This window comes from Paenibacillus thailandensis, from assembly GCF_042685365.1.
GTDB classification, from domain to species: Bacteria; Bacillota; Bacilli; order Paenibacillales; family Paenibacillaceae; genus Paenibacillus_AP; species Paenibacillus_AP thailandensis.
In genome coordinates this window covers 289,695-305,242 of sequence record NZ_JBHUMY010000012.1, presented here as the reverse complement: position 1 = coordinate 305,242, position 15,548 = coordinate 289,695, and the positions used below count along the sequence as shown (strand labels likewise).

13 protein-coding genes are annotated in these 15,548 nt (G+C 54.8%); 11 read left to right on the top strand and 2 right to left on the bottom strand.

Annotation, left to right across the window (positions count from 1 at the left end):
* The first annotated feature begins 8 nt into the window (after positions 1-8).
* The 5 genes from ACFSW5_RS12925 to ACFSW5_RS12905 all read left to right on the top strand — a co-directional run bounded on the left by ACFSW5_RS12925 (position 9) and on the right by ACFSW5_RS12905 (position 8,095).
* Complete coding sequence (locus ACFSW5_RS12925; protein ID WP_379273567.1) at positions 9-791, top strand: YlmH family RNA-binding protein; 783 nt, start codon at positions 9-11, stop codon at positions 789-791.
* Positions 792-891: 100 nt separating this feature from the next.
* The gene (locus ACFSW5_RS12920; protein ID WP_379273564.1) at positions 892-1,386 is read left to right on the top strand and encodes a DivIVA domain-containing protein; all 495 of its coding nucleotides are present in this window, start codon (positions 892-894) and stop codon (positions 1,384-1,386) included.
* 489 nt (positions 1,387-1,875) lie between these two features.
* Positions 1,876-3,996 carry an Ig-like domain-containing protein gene (locus ACFSW5_RS12915; RefSeq protein WP_379273561.1) on the top strand — a complete coding sequence of 707 codons (2,121 nt, stop codon included), beginning with the start codon at positions 1,876-1,878 and terminating at the stop codon, positions 3,994-3,996.
* Between the two features lie 477 nt (positions 3,997-4,473).
* Entirely contained in the window at positions 4,474-7,572 is a 3,099-nt protein-coding gene (ileS, locus tag ACFSW5_RS12910; RefSeq protein ID WP_379273559.1) for an isoleucine--tRNA ligase, read from the top strand.
* 196 nt (positions 7,573-7,768) lie between these two features.
* On the top strand, positions 7,769-8,095 hold the full coding sequence (locus ACFSW5_RS12905; protein WP_379273556.1) for a DUF5665 domain-containing protein: 327 nt from the start codon (positions 7,769-7,771) through the stop codon (positions 8,093-8,095).
* 30 nt (positions 8,096-8,125) lie between these two features.
* Here ACFSW5_RS12905 and ACFSW5_RS12900 read toward each other — a convergent pair whose 3' ends face one another.
* Positions 8,126-8,866, bottom strand: a complete 741-nt coding sequence (locus tag ACFSW5_RS12900) for a TraR/DksA C4-type zinc finger protein (RefSeq protein ID WP_379273554.1) — start codon at positions 8,864-8,866, stop codon at positions 8,126-8,128.
* Positions 8,867-9,056: 190 nt separating this feature from the next.
* On the opposite strand from ACFSW5_RS12900, the gene lspA reads away from it, so the two are divergent.
* The 3 genes from lspA to ACFSW5_RS12885 all read left to right on the top strand — a co-directional run bounded on the left by lspA (position 9,057) and on the right by ACFSW5_RS12885 (position 11,889).
* Positions 9,057-9,575 carry a signal peptidase II gene (gene lspA / locus ACFSW5_RS12895; RefSeq protein ID WP_379273896.1) on the top strand — a complete coding sequence of 173 codons (519 nt, stop codon included), beginning with the start codon at positions 9,057-9,059 and terminating at the stop codon, positions 9,573-9,575.
* Positions 9,553-10,500, top strand: coding sequence for an RluA family pseudouridine synthase (locus tag ACFSW5_RS12890; RefSeq protein WP_379273552.1), 948 nt, complete (start codon positions 9,553-9,555; stop codon positions 10,498-10,500). Before lspA ends, ACFSW5_RS12890 begins: the two co-directional genes overlap by 23 nt.
* Positions 10,501-10,653: 153 nt before the next feature.
* Positions 10,654-11,889: an LL-diaminopimelate aminotransferase gene (locus ACFSW5_RS12885; RefSeq protein ID WP_379273550.1), complete on the top strand. Its 1,236-nt coding sequence runs from the start codon at positions 10,654-10,656 to the stop codon at positions 11,887-11,889.
* A 161-nt stretch (positions 11,890-12,050) separates the two neighbouring features.
* Here the strand turns inward: ACFSW5_RS12885 and ACFSW5_RS12880 are convergent, their stop codons facing one another.
* Positions 12,051-12,164 carry a putative holin-like toxin gene (locus ACFSW5_RS12880; RefSeq protein WP_379273894.1) on the bottom strand — a complete coding sequence of 38 codons (114 nt, stop codon included), beginning with the start codon at positions 12,162-12,164 and terminating at the stop codon, positions 12,051-12,053.
* 493 nt (positions 12,165-12,657) lie between these two features.
* Between ACFSW5_RS12880 and ACFSW5_RS12875 the strand changes: the two genes are divergently transcribed.
* The 3 genes from ACFSW5_RS12875 (at position 12,658) to ACFSW5_RS12865 (ending at position 15,508) form a co-directional block, all read left to right on the top strand.
* The gene (locus ACFSW5_RS12875; RefSeq protein WP_379273547.1) at positions 12,658-13,623 is read left to right on the top strand and encodes a S8 family peptidase; all 966 of its coding nucleotides are present in this window, start codon (positions 12,658-12,660) and stop codon (positions 13,621-13,623) included.
* 380 nt (positions 13,624-14,003) lie between these two features.
* Positions 14,004-14,609 (top strand): bifunctional pyr operon transcriptional regulator/uracil phosphoribosyltransferase PyrR, encoded by a 606-nt coding sequence (gene pyrR / locus ACFSW5_RS12870; RefSeq protein WP_379273545.1) that lies wholly within the window; start codon positions 14,004-14,006, stop codon positions 14,607-14,609.
* Positions 14,606-15,508 carry an aspartate carbamoyltransferase catalytic subunit gene (locus tag ACFSW5_RS12865; protein WP_379273543.1) on the top strand — a complete coding sequence of 301 codons (903 nt, stop codon included), beginning with the start codon at positions 14,606-14,608 and terminating at the stop codon, positions 15,506-15,508. The genes pyrR and ACFSW5_RS12865 overlap by 4 nt, the downstream gene beginning before the upstream one ends.
* The last annotated feature ends 40 nt before the right edge of the window (positions 15,509-15,548 follow it).

Here is a 15,548-nt window from a genome sequence, read left to right as displayed (position 1 = left end):
CGTAACAAATGAAAAATCATGTATACGAGCATTTCCATCCCGACGAGAAGCCGTTCGTCGACCGGGCATGGGAGTGGATTGAGCGGTCCGCACGGCAGCATGAGCTGCGGCGGACCGATTTTTTGGATCCAAGACAAGCGAAAATACTCGAAATGCTGGCTAATCGCGAGCCCGACGTGCAAATCGCGTTGAACGGCGGTTATCCGGACGCGGAGCGTTGCCGCGCCGTTATCGCTCCGGATTACCGGGACTTGAGCGACGAGCCGGCAGGGCTTGCGCTGCTGCAGGTGCATGTTCCCGGCGGCTCGGGGCTGGAGCTGGACCACGGCGACTATCTGGGAGCGCTGCTTGGGCTTGGGATGAAGCGCGACCGGATCGGCGACATCCATGTGCATGAAGATTTCTGCCATATCGTTGTGGCGGAGGAAATCGCCGATTATTTGAACGTTCATCTTAGGCAAGTGCACCGGGCGCAAGTGCTTACCGATCTGCTGCCAATCGAACGGCTGAAGCCGGCTCAGGCCAAGCTGGAGGAGATGAGCTTGTCCGTCGCATCGATGCGTCTTGACGGCATTGCAAGCGACGTATACCGGATCAGCCGGACGAAAATTGTCGAGCCTATACGCGCTGGACGCTGCCGGGTCAATTGGAAGACGGAAGACGATCCGTCCGAGCCGCTTAAAGCCGGCGACGTCGTCTCGATCAAAGGGCTGGGACGGTTTCGGGTTTTGGAAACGGAAGGCATGACCAAGAAAGGGAGAATCCGCGTCAGAATCGGGAAATTTATTTAGCCGTTGCAGGAATTTGGTGGCCCTTGTCGAATCCATTCCATCATAAATGTTTCCAAGGCGGCAAGCATTGCCGGGAATCATACCATAAGGAGGGGCTTCCATGCCATTAACGCCGTTGGACATACATAACAAAGAATTCGGACGCCGGCTGCGCGGTTATGACGAGGACGAGGTTAACGAATTTCTGGACCAGGTCATCAAAGATTACGAGTCCCTGATCCGCGAGAACAAAGAGCTCCAGAATCAGATTTTGGCTTTGCAGGAGAAGCTCAACCATTTCGCCAATATTGAGGATACGCTGAGCAAGACCATCATCGTCGCTCAAGAAGCGGCGGACGAAGTACGCAACAATGCGAAGAAGGAAGCTCAGCTGATCATTAAAGAAGCGGAGAAAAACGCCGACCGCATCATTAACGATTCGCTTGCCAAATCGCGCAAAGTATCGCTGGAGGTCGAAGAGCTCAAGAAGCAGGCGTCGATTTACCGCGCCCGGTTCCGGACGCTCGTCGAAGCCCAGCTTGAGCTTCTTACCCAAGACGGCTGGGACTCGCTCGAAGCGTCAAGCGTCGCCGCGGCCGAGCAGCTTCATCGATAAGCAGGACAAGGATCATTGCGAGCTGGTTCGTTAGCTTTGTCCTTCTGGACAAGAGCGGGGTCAGTGTCGTAGCAGCAGAGAGCTCGTCAGGGCATATGGGGCCATAATGCCGTACGGAAATATTCCGCCCCGGGGGAAACGGCGGCATCGGCATCGGACCTGCCAATGCCGCCAGAAGGAGATGTTCAGGGCTCTTATACAATGTTGTTCTCTCGAAACAAACCAATCCATGGGCGTTGTACATGGATTGGTTTGTTTCTTTTCGCCGGTTGTTTGCATTATAAAAATCATGATCTTCCTTAAAAAGATTGTTAAAAAAGAAATAAAGCTCTTCATTTCCGCATCTTTCCATCCGTTAATAATGAAATGGAAAGTATATACAGAGAGGATAGGGATGCAGTGAAAACGAGTTTCAATTCGATTTGGTCGATCAAGGGAATGAAGAGATGGATGGCGGCTGCCCTTTCATTCGTCCTGGTGACGTCAACGATGGCATCAATTGCGAATGCGGCGGAGGACAGCGTTTCCGGTATCGAATTCAAATATGACGAGGCGGATTATGACAGCAGTTCCAAGTCGCTGATCGTATGGGTTGAAGACGGCAAGACGGAGCTCTCCCTATACGCTTCCGTTTCAGGCTCCTCGACGCAGCAGGACGTCACGGCGAACGCCACGTGGAAATCTTCCAATTCGTCGGTCGTAAAGGTGGATAAAGGGCAATTGACCGGCATTTCTAAGGGGACGGCTACGATCAGCGCAACCTACAAAGGATACACGGTGTCGATCAAAGCTGCCTCCGATTACGTATACGATCAAGTTACACTGACGAACGACGGCTCGGAGGCGCCGGCTTCAATCGATCTCGAGTTGGGGCAATCGCTCGTGCTGGGATTAACGGGCAGCAAGAACGGAAGCGCAGAAGACGTCGCGTCCGACGCTGTCTGGACGACAACGAACTCGTCTGTCGCTACGGTCGACGAAGGGACGGTGACGCTTGTCGGAACCGGAACAGCGACCATTTCGGCTAAGCTGAAGGGCAAGTCGGATTCCATCAAGCTAAAAGTAACGTCGCCGTATCAATCGATCTCAATCGCTCCAGTTCTAGCCGACGATCTGCTTGAGATGGAGGTTGGCGAAGACGAATATTCTTTGACGGCATCCGTGATCGCCAACACCGGTGAGACGATTGACGTAACGGATAAAGCGACATGGACTAGCGGGAATGCGAAGATTGCCGCGGTGGAGAAAGGCAAAGTAACGGCCGTCGCCGCCGGGCAGACGAAAATTACCGTTGCATATATGGGCGTCAGCAAGTCGATCAATATCATCGTCCGTACCGCTTATCAAGCGATGAAGCTGACGCCGGGTACGGAGGTTCACCTCCTGCTGCACGACGAGCCGCTGCAGATCGAAGCGCAAGTGCAGAGCAACGCCGGCACAGCGCCGATTACGGTGACGGAAACGGCGGAATGGAAATCCTCCAATGTCGTCGTCGCAACGGTAAGCGGCGGCAAAGTGACCCCGAAAGCGGTCGGTACGACCAAAATTACGGCAAGCTACAAGGGCGTCAGCCGCAGCGTCGATGTGACGGTCTATCCGAGTGTGGAGGATCTGAGTGTAGACGCGGCCGTAATTGACGCCTTCATGGGCGATGAGGGGAAACTTCCGAAAGTTACGGGTACGACGTTCGACGGCCAACAGGTTGATATGACGGAGCTTACGTCCTGGTCCTCGGACAAGGAAGAAATCGTCGCCGTGGAGAACGGCAGTTGGACGGCCAAAGCGTTAGGCGAAGCTGTTCTTACTGCGAAGGTGGACGACCTGAAGGTCCAAGTGCCGGTTACGGTGCACATGAAGCCGCTCAAGCTTATTCCGGAAGTGAAGGACATGAGCGTTATTTTGGGACAAGAGGTTGCTTTGCCTTCCGTTACGGTCATTAACGCGGACGGCGTGGAGGAAGACGTAACCGGCAAGGTGCAATGGAAGGTGAACTCGGACAACGTTGTCTTGAAAAATAACACGATTAAAGGAATCGAGGCTTCGACCGTAACGCTTACCGCCACTTACTTGAACAAGACAGCAACGGTCAAAGTGAAGATCGAGCAGGAGATCGTGAAGCTCGTCGTGGAACCGGCTGTGCTGGAATTGAATCCGGGCAGATCGAAGTCGATCAAGGTGACGGGGTATTACAAGGACGGCAGTAAAGTGTCGCTTGGCTCCAAGATGAACTGGACTGTTTCGTCCGAGGCGCTGGCGACGGTAAAGGGCGCCACCGTTAAGGCGCTTGCCGTCGGCAGCGGCCAAGTAACGGGCACCTATCAAGACAAAACCGTAACGGTGAAGCTCGTTGTCACGCCGAAGCTGAAATCGCTCGTTTTGTCCGAAAAATCAGCGAAGCTGAGTCCCGGCGCGACGTTTGCCGTGAAGCTGCAAGCGAACTACACGACCGGCGAATCGGTCGATGTAACGTCCAGCGCCGTTTGGACGACCTCCAAATCGAGCGTAGCGACCGTTAAGGACGGCATCATAACGGCGGTTGCCAAAGGCTCGTCAACCGTCAAAGCAACCTTTGAAGGCAAGACGGTTACTTTTCGGGTTACGGTGAAATAGACGTCTTTCTGGAGAGGGTCCGGCAGGCACAATTCCATTTGACAATCCGAAAAGCTTAAGCTATAACTAATATTAACTATTTCTAATGCAATGAACTTCGATGACGAGAACAAGTACGCTCCGCCAATCGTTCCCCAGAGAGCCGGGCCAGCTGAAAGCCGGCGTTCGACAGCGAGCCGAATATCATCTCCGAGAAGCGATGCCGAACGGCAGCGCAAAGTCGTAACCCCTATGCGGTTACGTCACGATGCCGAGCCAAGTAAGCATTGACGGCTGTCCCCCGTTACAGGGAACGCGAATGGCAGTTTCATTCGCTGGCGAAGGTGCCGCAACAGGAGCTTAGTTGCCGGCCGCTTTACGGAAGCGGTCCAATTCAGGCGAAGTTAACGTTGCGGAACAAGGGTGGTAACGCGAGCAAGCCTCGTCCCTTTAAGGGGACGGGGCTTTATTTTTTTGTAGAAGAAGGAGGGCATTTCCATGCAACGTGTAGACGTGAAGGAGCGGGCGAGAGCGCGCGAGCTGCGAGTGCTTGAGAAATGGAAAAAAGAAGATACGTTCAAAAAATCGATCGAAAACCGGAACGGAAAGCCGAATTTCGTTTTTTACGAAGGGCCGCCTACCGCTAACGGCAAACCGCATATCGGCCATGTGCTCGGACGGGTAATCAAAGACTTCGTGCCGCGCTACAAGACGATGTCCGGCTACCGCGTCGTCAGGAAAGCGGGCTGGGATACGCACGGCTTGCCGGTCGAGCTTGGCGTCGAGAAGCAGCTCGGCATCTCCGGCAAACAGGAAATCGAAAATTACGGCGTCGAGGCGTTTATCCGCAAATGCAAGGACAGCGTCTTCGAATACGAGAAGCAGTGGCGCGAATTGACGGAAGCGATCGCTTACTGGACCGACCTGGACCATCCGTACATCACCATGCACAATTCCTATATCGAAAGCGTATGGCATATTCTTTCGACGATTCACCGCAAAGGTCTGTTGTACCGCGGTCACCGCGTAAGCCCGTATTGCCCGAGCTGCCAGACGACGCTCAGCTCGCACGAGGTGGCGCAAGGCTATAAAGACGTGAAGGATTTAAGCGCGACGGCGAAGTTCAAGCTCGAAGGCAGCGGCGAGTACGTTCTTGCCTGGACGACGACGCCTTGGACGCTGCCGGCCAACGTGGCGCTTGCCGTTCATCCGGAGCTGGATTATGTCCGTGCGTCGAAGGACGGGGAAGTGTACATCGTAGCGAAAAATTTGGCCGAATCCGTGCTGAAGGACGGCTACGAAGTGTTGTCCGAGCTGAAGGGGTCGGAGCTGACGGGACGCCGCTACGAGCCTCCGTTCGGTTATGTGAAGCCGGAGAAAGGACATATCGTCGTTCCGGGCGATTTTGTCAGCGACACAAGCGGTACCGGTATCGTGCATATGGCGCCGGCACACGGCGACGACGACTACAAAACATGCCGTCAGAACGGCATCAGCTTCGTCAGCGTCGTCAACGGCGAAGGCAAATATACGGACGAAGTGACCGATTTCGCGGGACGTTTCGTCAAAGATCCGCAGCTGGACATCGACATCGTCAAAGCGCTTAGCGAGCGCGGCCTGCTTTATTCGAAGGAGCGCTACGAGCACAGCTATCCGTTCTGCTGGCGCTGCGACACGCCGCTAATCTATTACGCGACGGAAAGCTGGTTTATCGCCACGACGGCGGTGAAGGATCAGCTGATCGCCAACAACAATTCGATCGACTGGTATCCGGGCCATATCCGCGAAGGACGGTTCGGCAAATTCCTTGAGGATTTGGTGGATTGGAACATCAGCCGCAACCGTTATTGGGGAACGCCGCTGAACGTCTGGATTTGCGAAGCGACGGGCAAAGAGTACGCGCCAAGCAGCATCGCCGATCTTCGGGAGCGGGCGATCGGCGACGTGCCGGAGGATATCGAGCTGCACAAGCCGTATGTCGACGAGATCAAGCTGAAGTCGCCGTTTGCCGAAGGAGCCGTTATGACCCGTACGCCGGAAGTGATCGACGTCTGGTTCGACAGCGGTTCGATGCCGTTTGCGCAGCATCATTATCCGTTCGAGAACGAGGAGCGTTTCGCCGACCAATATCCGGCCGACTTCATCTGCGAAGGGATCGACCAGACGCGCGGCTGGTTCTACAGCCTGCTGGCGGTATCCACGCTCTATAACGGCAAGGCGCCGTATAAATCGGTTATATCGACCGGTCACGTCCTGGACGAAAACGGGCAAAAAATGTCCAAGTCGAAAGGCAACGTCATCGATCCGTGGGAAATTATCGAAGAATACGGCACGGACGCGTTCCGCTGGGCGCTTCTGTCGGACAGCGCGCCGTGGAACAGCAAACGGTTCTCGAGAGGCATCGTAGCGGAAGCGAAGTCCAAGCTGGTCGATACGATCGTCAATACGCACGCTTTCTATGCGCTTTACGCGTCCATCGACGGCTTTGTGCCGGAGGAGCACGAGGAGAAACGTTCCGATAACAAGCTGGACCGGTGGATCGTATCCCGTCTGAACAGCTTGAACAAGCTGGTGGTCAAAGGGCTCGACAGCAACGATTTCCTCAATCCGGCGAAAGCGATCGAGACGTTCGTCGACGAGCTGAGCAACTGGTATATCCGCCGCTCGCGCGACCGGTTCTGGGGCAGCGGCCTGACCGAAGACAAAGTGGCCGCTTACCAGACGCTCCGCCAGGTGCTGCTGACGCTGGCGAAAATCATCGCGCCGTTCACGCCGCTCGTTGCCGAAGACGTATATGTCAATCTGGGCGGCGGCGAAAGCGTCCATCTGGCCGATTATCCGGTTGCCGACGAATCGGCCATCGACGAAACGCTCGAGCGCGACATGAACAGCGCCAAGCTGATCGTCGAGCTGGCGCGCAACGTGCGGAACGAAACGGGGATCAAGACGCGCCAGCCGTTGTCCGAGCTTATCGTGTCCCTCAGTAAAGATTTCGAGCTTGCGGACTACGAGGCGATCATCAAGGACGAAATCAACGTCAAAGCGATTACGGTCCAAACGAGCGACAGCGGGTTCGTCAACTTCTCGTTTAAGCTGAACTTGAAGCTTGCGGGCAAAAAATACGGCAAAAATGTCGGGCCGATCCAGGCTTATCTGAAAGGGCTGGCGCCGGAACAAACCCGCGCGGCGGTAGCGGAAGGGCAGCTTGCCTTTACGTCGCCGGACGGCGAAGCGCTGATGATCCCGCTTGAAGAGCTTCTGGTCGAGAAGCAGGCCAAAACCGGTTTCGCTTCGGCCTCGGCAAGCGGCATTACGGTTGCGCTCAATACCGAAATTACGAAGGAGCTGGAGCAGGAAGGCTGGGTTCGCGAAGTCGTCCGGGCCGTGCAGGATACGCGCAAAAAGCTGGACCTGCCGATCGAAAAGCGCATCGATCTCGTTCTGGACGTCGATGCGGAGCTTCAAGCGGCGCTTACAACGTTCGATACGGTACTGCGCGACAGCGTGCTGCTGAACGACGTAACGTTCGGCGCGGAAGCGGGCATGGAACGCGTTCAGCTCGGCGAGAAAGAAATAGGAATACTGATTCGCGGGTAATCTATATATAACCGACAATTATATGTAGATTGGAATCGAAGCCGTTAGAAGGACGGAAGCCATTCGATGCCTCGCGGGCGGGCCGGTTGTTCTGTCCGTTCGCGGGGCATCGTCATGTCGGAGCCTGGAACGGCAATCCCGCGAAAACGAACCTCGGTAAGGCGGGTTTGTTTTCCTTCGATAAAGGGGCGACAGTATGGATAACGCAAAATCGAAGCAGGACGAGCTCGCCGGCTCGCTTTCGGCTCTGGAGAGCAGACTCCAAAAAATCGCGATCGATTTGGAACGGTCGAAAATGTCGGAGTACGTAGAGCTGCTTAACCATCCCTGGAAGCTGATCTGGCGCAGCATCGTCTCCGGATTGGCCAGAGGGTTCGGAATCGCCGTAGGCATTACGATCTTCTCCGCTACGATCGTCCTTATGCTGCAGAAGCTGGGGGCGCTGAACCTTCCGATTATCGGCGACTATATCGCGGATATCGTCCGCATCGTGCAGACGCAGCTGGAAGGCAAAGCTTATTAGAGCTTATTGCAATCATAGAGAACCTCCCGTTCAGAGGTTCTCTTCTTCCTCCGGGACCGCCCACTCGGGAACGAGATCGAACTCGCCTTCGCCCGACTCCATATAACGATCGTATTGCTTGCCGCGGACGACATAGACATGCCGGCCGGTTATGTCCGAGGCGACAAAATTTTCGATCGGCTCTACGAAGCCGTCGTTTTCTTCGCCTTCGATGCCGACATATTCGTAGCTGTCGACGTCGCGGTTTTCCGAATAAGCGGGAGAATCGGAGTTGCCCCATTGCTCGACGATTTGCCAGGCGTCCTCGCCGTCGAAGCCGTTGTAGGAGCTTTGCTCGTCCATGCTTGACCGGCCGAAGGGAGGATTAAGAAATTCTTCCTCTACCGGGCGGTTGTCGGACAGTTCCCGGCGCGGCGAATGCTCGACGCAATAAAGCGAATCCGGCACCGCTTCAAGGCGTTCGTAAGGAATCGGCTTGCCGCATTGCCGGCAAGTGCCGTACGTGCCGTCTTCCATGGCCCGAAGGGCGGCGTCGATGCGGGACAAATGAAGGTCTTCGTTCTCGAGCAGGGCGATATCTTTGCCGCGCTCGTACATTTCGGACGCCAGATCGCCCGGATGATTGTCGATCGGCGACAGCTCGCCCGTCTGATCGCGCATCGAATCGGCAAGCCCAAAATGCTCGTTCTCGTCCAGATGCCGTTCGATGGCCGACTTGTCTTGTTCCAGCTGCCGGCGCAGCTTTTGGAGCTGATTGGGACTAAGCGTCATGGGAGATACTCCTTTCAACAGTTCGGGATGGAAGGCTTCATGGGTTAGCTTTTGCCGGAGGGCCGCATTTCTTGTAAGGACTTCGCTGGGAATTGTGTCACGGAATAGACGCTGGCGGCGCGGATTGCCGTTATGCTACAATATTGACGGATTGCCGGACTAACCGAAGGGGATGACGAGTGTGAATCGTTTGTTTTATTATGGCATTGCATTGTTTGTGTTTATTGTCGATTTCGTTACGAAAAAACTGATCGCCGCCAGACTCGAAATCGGGGAGCAAATCAGCGTAATCGGAAACTTCTTCCTGATTACGTCCCATCGCAACCGCGGCGCGGCGTTTGGGATATTGCAGGAGCAGCGGGCGTTTTTTATTGTCATAACCGTCGTTATTGTGGCGGCCATCATCTGGTATATGCAGTCGATCCGCGATAACCGCAGGTCGGTGCTGTTTACCGGGCTTGGATTCGTGCTTGGCGGGGCGGTGGGCAATTTTCTGGACAGGCTCCTTTACGGGGAGGTCGTCGATTTCTTCCAGTTTAACTTCGGCAGCTATACGTTCCCGATTTTCAACGTGGCCGATTCGGCGATTTGCTGCGGCGTAGCGCTTATTATTCTCGATACGCTGCTGTCCGCGAAGGAAGAGAAAAAAAGCTTGAATAACGGAGAGGAAAAGGACAACAACGGGCATGAGCAACAAACCATCTCTTAATTCGGAAGAATGGCTCGAGTGGACGGCGGAGGAGGCCGATGCCGGCGAGCGGCTGGATAAGTTCGTAACCGAGCATCTGGACATCGAGGGCGTATCCCGCACGCAAGTCCAGGATTGGATCAAGGCGGGAGCGGTTCTTGTAGGAGGCCGGACGTGCAAATCGAACTACAAGCTCAATGAAGGCGACGAAATTGCGGTTAAAATACCCGAACCCGAGGCGACGGAAATCGTGCCGGAGAACATCCCGCTTGATGTCGTATACGAAGATTCGGACGTCATCGTCATCAACAAGCCGAGAGGCATGGTCGTTCATCCGGCGCCCGGCCATTCGTCGGGGACGGTTGTCAATGCGCTGATGTATCATTGCAAAGACTTATCCGGCATTAACGGAGAGCTTCGCCCCGGCATCGTGCACCGGATCGATAAAGATACGTCGGGGCTGTTGATGGCCGCCAAAAACGATCTGGCCCATGTTTCGCTGGCCGAACAGCTGAAGGAGCATTCGGTGACGCGCAAATATATCGCGCTCGTGCACGGCAATGTGCCGCATGACCAAGGAACGGTCGACGCGCCGATCGGTCGCGATCCGCATGACCGGAAGCTGTTTACCGTGACGGACAAGAACAGCAAGCACGCGGTCACCCACTTTGTCGTCAAAGAGCGGATCGGCAGCGATTATACGCTGCTGGAGCTGCAGCTGGAAACGGGGCGGACGCATCAAATCCGCGTACATATGAAATATATCGGGTACCCGCTGGCCGGCGATCCCGTTTACGGAAGAAGCAAAACCGTCGCTTTGAATGGCCAAGCGCTGCATGCGGCGGTGATCGGATTCAAGCATCCGCGTACGGGGGATTACCTGGAGTTCGAAGCGCCGGTACCGGACGACATGGAGCAGGTGCTGCAATCGCTCAGGCAGCGTTAACGTTCGGAGGCGGTAAGCTTCCGTATGCGAAAAAGTGCAAACTTTTCTCTAATTAAGTCATTATGCGGGATGCGGAAGTAAGCTATTCTAGAGCTAAAACGTACAACCATTGCGGGCAATGGAGCAGATCAATTCTAAGGACAGGTGAATATAATGACCCAAATCAACCATAACTTTTTGGAGCTGCAAGGCAGCTATTTGTTTTCCGAAATCGCAAAGCGCCGCACCAAATTCGTGCAGGACAACCCGCAAGCCGAAATAATTAGCCTCGGCATCGGCGACGTAACGCGCGGACTGCCGGAAGCCGTTATCAAAGCGATGCATGCCGCGGTGGACGAAATGGCCGTTCCGGGCACGTTCCGCGGCTACGGTCCGGAGCAAGGCTACGATTTTCTCGTTCAAGCCATTATCGAGAACGATTATAAAGCCCGCGGCATCGACATTCAGGCGAACGAAGTGTTCGTAAGCGACGGTTCCAAATGCGACGTCGGCAACATTCAGGAAATTTTCAGCAATGACGCGACCGTTGCCGTTCAAGACCCGGTATACCCGGTTTACGTGGACACGAACGTTATGGCCGGCCGCTCCGGCAAGTTCAACAAGGAGACGAACCGGTACGACAACATTGTTTACCTGGAATGCACGGCGGGCAACAACTTTACGCCTAGCCTGCCGGACCGCAAGGTCGATCTGATTTACCTGTGCTACCCGAACAACCCGACCGGCATGACCTTGTCCAAGGAAGAGCTGAAGAAATGGGTTGACTATGCGAAAGCGAACAACGCCATTATTTTGTACGATTCGGCTTACGAAGCGTTCATTCAGGAAAAAGACGTGCCGCACAGCATTTACGAAATCGAAGGCGCAAAGGAAGTGGCGATCGAGTTCCGCAGCTTCTCCAAGACAGCCGGCTTTACGGGCATCCGCTGCGCCTATACGGTCGTTCCGCGCGAGCTGAAAGGCTACGATCCGGAAGGCAACACGATTCTCGTAAACGACCTGTGGAACCGCCGCCATACGACGAAGTTCAACGGCGTATCTTATGTGACGCAGCGCGGCGCCGCGGCGATCTATTCGCCGGAGGGCAAGGAGCAGATCAAAGCGCTGGTCGACTACTACATGACGAACGCCAAAATCATTCGCGAAGGTCTCGCTTCGATCGGCCTGGAAGTATACGGGGGCGTAAACGCGCCTTATATTTGGCTGAAGACGCCAAATAACATGGATTCGTGGACGTTCTTCGACAAGCTGCTGTCCGAAGCGAATATCGTGGGCACGCCGGGCGTCGGCTTCGGCCAAAGCGGCCAAGGCTATTTCCGCTTGACGGCTTTCGGCAGCCGCGAAAATACGGAGAAAGCGGTAGAACGCATCCGCAATTTGTCGCTGTAAATGATTGTTTTTCAGTTGCATGAATAAACGGCCATGCGTATAATATAACTAAATTAAAGGGGGTCGGCGGCAACCGGCCCCCAAGCACAGTCTACCGCTAATCAGGCGGTCGGCTTCGGAATCAGTTTACGGAAATAGACCGATACCTTGGCAGGGGCGGTCTATTTCTTTTTGTTTTGATTAATCGCTGTGACGATGGATACGACTAGTGCCAGCAATCCGATAAGCATCGTGCCGAAACTAAGCATCAACGTCAAAGCTTCCTTAATCTCCACAAGCATCGCCCCCCTTTCCGAGAGGTTAGCCGACCGCGCCCATACAGCCGTTTCATGTGCTTAAACATGATTATAACATGCAATGGGAATAGTTGGGAGACCTATTAAATCGATGGCAAAATCCGATGAAATCGCGGTTAATTTGAACTTATCCATAACGTTTTGACATGATGCGTGTTCAAATGATGACAGGTTTTAGTCGTGAAGAGACAATTGCCGGCTGCGGGTTCGGAACGGGGAGCGGAAGGCGGGTCTTAAGACGTACGCGACTATTCGCGAGAAGCTTGCCGGCATGAAGATCCCGGCAGGCCGCGATGCCGCATTGTTCCGGCTTTTTGGTAAGTTTTACAGCCTTTTGACGGCGGGGGGACGACTTGAATATTGAAAAAACACTCCAAAGGTAGCTGTTCTATTATTGTCAGAATTGTTAGACTATTAATAGCATCCCAGTCCGGCTCCAATAGATGTTACCAAATCTTGAGGAGGGATACCGATGGAGAAAAAAGTAAGCGTCATTCCGTTCCGGTTGATCGAGCAGGCGGAGAAGGCCAACGAAATTCCGAAAGGGGTGGAGATGATTCAAGCCCCTAAAGTCTGGAGCCAGACAAAAGGCAAAGGCATAAAGGTTGCCATTCTGGATACGGGCTGCGATACGTCGCATCCGGATTTGCAAGGAAGAATTATCGGCGGCCGAAATTTTACCGACGACGACAACGGCAATCCCGACCTCTACGAAGACTACAACGGCCACGGCACTCACGTGGCCGGTACGATCGCCGCCATCGAAAACGATAGCGGCGTTGTCGGCGTAGCTCCCGAAGCTGAATTGCTCATCGTTAAAGTTTTGGATAAAGACGGTTCCGGCCAATACGATTGGGTCGTTAACGGAATCAACTATGCCGTCGAGCAGCAGGCGGACATCATTTCGATGTCGCTTGGCGGCCCGGAGGATGTTCCGGAACTGCATGAAGCGATTAAGCGGGCCGTCGCGAGCAACGTTGTCGTCGTATGCGCCGCGGGCAATGAAGGAGACGGGAACGATTCGACGAATGAATTCGGCTATCCGGCATTTTACAATGAAGTCATCAGTGTCGGGGCGGTGGACCTCAACAGGCGTTCTTCGGAATTTTCCAATTCGAACAACGAGATCGACTTGGTCGCTCCCGGCGACAACATCTTGTCGACTTATTTGGACGGCAAATACGCAACGCTCAGCGGCACCTCGATGGCTACGCCCCACGTCTCCGGCGCAATGGCGCTCATTAAAGCCATAGCGACCGCAAGCTTCGAGAGGGAGCTTTCCGTATCCGAGCTTTATGCGCAATTGATCAAAAGGACGGTGCCGCTTGGAAATTCGCCGAAGCTCGAAGGCAACGGCCTCGTTTATTTGACGGTCATGGATCACCTGCAGCAAGTCTTCGACAAGCGGTTTGTCGCCGAAGTATTGAGCGTAGGATGAACGTGCGGCATACGGATCAGCGATTAACGGATTGCGGCGTTATGCCGCCGACATTTCGGACGGGCTTGCGCGCGTTTTGCGCACAGCCCGTCTTTTTCGTTCATACAGCTTGACATCGGCCTTCATGCGTGGCATAATTTCTACGATACATGGCAGTACCTTTAACTCAGCCCCGTGAGGCTGGCAAGGTAGCGTGAATAACTTGAATACCGGGCTGATGGCATTAAGCAGCCGGAAATACGCGTGTGTCCCGCGGCGGACGCATGCGGTTCCTTTCTGCGCCCCCAGACCGGTATACCGTCACACTCCTTGCTTATAGAGCAAGGAGTTTTTTTGTGCCAAAGTTACTTTAGCGCTAATCGGTTAAAGCGAAGGACATTATGGAATGCTTCGAAGAAGGAGGCGGTTTACCGGTGGAAGAACAGCGTCTGGTACTGATGGACGAAACGGCAATCCGGCGCGCGTTGACTCGAATCGCGCATGAAATTGTCGAACGGAACAAAGGGATTGACAATTGCGTGCTTGTCGGCATTCGAACCAGAGGCATTTACTTGGCAAGACGCATCGCGGAACGGATTCGGGACATTGAAGGCAAGCCGGTGCCGGTATGCGACCTGGACATTACGCATTATCGGGACGACCGGGTGAAAGCGGAAGACGCCGGGTCCGGCCTTATTCTCTCCGCCGAGCTTGAAGCCGATCCCGATTTTACGGTGCACGACAAGCGGGTCATTTTGTTTGACGATGTTCTTTATACGGGAAGAACGATTCGGGCGGCGATGGACGCCTTGATGGACAGCGGCCGGCCGCGCAGCATTCAGCTGGCGGTGCTGGTGGACAGAGGGCATAGAGAGCTTCCGATCCGGCCGGATTTCGTAGGGAAAAACGTTCCGACTTCGAAGCAGGAAGAAATTCAAGTTTCGTTGTCCGAGATCGACAAGATCGATCAGGTCACGATCATTCAACAGAGGGGGCAAACCGGATGATAACGATGACGGAGCTGAAGGAGCGGAGTTTGCTCGGATTGAAGGAGCTTGACAAAGCCGAGATCGAATCGATTCTGAACCGGGCGGCGTATTGGGAGCAGCACCCGAGCAAGGTGCATGCGGCGCTGAGCGGCAAATTTATCGCGAATATGTTTTTCGAAAACAGCACGCGGACGCGCTTTTCCTTCGAGATGGCCGAAAAGCGGCTTGGCGCGCAAGTGTTGAACTTTACGGCGGCCGCTTCGAGCGTCGAAAAAGGGGAATCGATATACGATACGGTCCGCACGCTCGAATCGATGGGCATCGACGCCGGTGTCATCCGGCTGAAGCCGGTCGGCGTCCTGGCCGAGCTGGCCGAGAAAATCAAAGTGCCCCTCATCAATGCGGGCGACGGGAACAACGAGCATCCGACGCAGGCGCTGCTTGACCTGTACACGATGAGGAACCATTTCGGCAGCCTGCAAGGCTTGACCGTCACGATCGTCGGCGATGTGATGCACAGCCGCGTGGCCCGTTCCAATGCATGGGCGCTGCGCAAATTCGGAGCCAACGTCAGATTCTGCTCGCCGCCCAACATGAGAGCGCCGGAGTTGGACGTGCCGGAAGTAACGATGGAGGAAGCGCTGAAATCCGATGTCGTCATGATGCTGCGGGTTCAGCTCGAACGGCATGAGGGCGGAAAGCTTAAATCGGCGGAAGAATACCGGGCAAGCTACGGCCTGACCGCCGAGCGTGCAAGCCGTATCGGCTCGCACGCGATCATTATGCACCCGGCGCCGGTCAACCGGAACGTCGAAATCGACAGCGAGCTGGTCGAGCATCCGCAATCCCGCATCTTCAAGCAGATGGAGAATGGCGTGCCGATTCGAATGGCGGTCATCGAAAGAGCGTTAGGCTAACGGCGGAGAAACGGACGCAATAACTGAATATATCCGGAGG

Coding starts and splice junctions, on each gene's coding strand:
- ACFSW5_RS12885 (WP_379273550.1), top strand. CDS start 10,654: ATGACCCAAATCAACCATAACTTTTTGGAGCTGCAAGGCAGCTATTTG.
- ACFSW5_RS12915 (WP_379273561.1), top strand. CDS start 1,876: ATGGCATCAATTGCGAATGCGGCGGAGGACAGCGTTTCCGGTATCGAA.
- ACFSW5_RS12890 (WP_379273552.1), top strand. CDS start 9,553: ATGAGCAACAAACCATCTCTTAATTCGGAAGAATGGCTCGAGTGGACG.
- ACFSW5_RS12900 (WP_379273554.1), bottom strand. CDS start 8,866: ATGACGCTTAGTCCCAATCAGCTCCAAAAGCTGCGCCGGCAGCTGGAA.
- pyrR (WP_379273545.1), top strand. CDS start 14,004: ATGGAATGCTTCGAAGAAGGAGGCGGTTTACCGGTGGAAGAACAGCGT.
- ACFSW5_RS12920 (WP_379273564.1), top strand. CDS start 892: ATGCCATTAACGCCGTTGGACATACATAACAAAGAATTCGGACGCCGG.
- ACFSW5_RS12865 (WP_379273543.1), top strand. CDS start 14,606: ATGATAACGATGACGGAGCTGAAGGAGCGGAGTTTGCTCGGATTGAAG.
- ACFSW5_RS12875 (WP_379273547.1), top strand. CDS start 12,658: ATGGAGAAAAAAGTAAGCGTCATTCCGTTCCGGTTGATCGAGCAGGCG.
- ACFSW5_RS12905 (WP_379273556.1), top strand. CDS start 7,769: ATGGATAACGCAAAATCGAAGCAGGACGAGCTCGCCGGCTCGCTTTCG.
- ileS (WP_379273559.1), top strand. CDS start 4,474: ATGCAACGTGTAGACGTGAAGGAGCGGGCGAGAGCGCGCGAGCTGCGA.
- ACFSW5_RS12925 (WP_379273567.1), top strand. CDS start 9: ATGAAAAATCATGTATACGAGCATTTCCATCCCGACGAGAAGCCGTTC.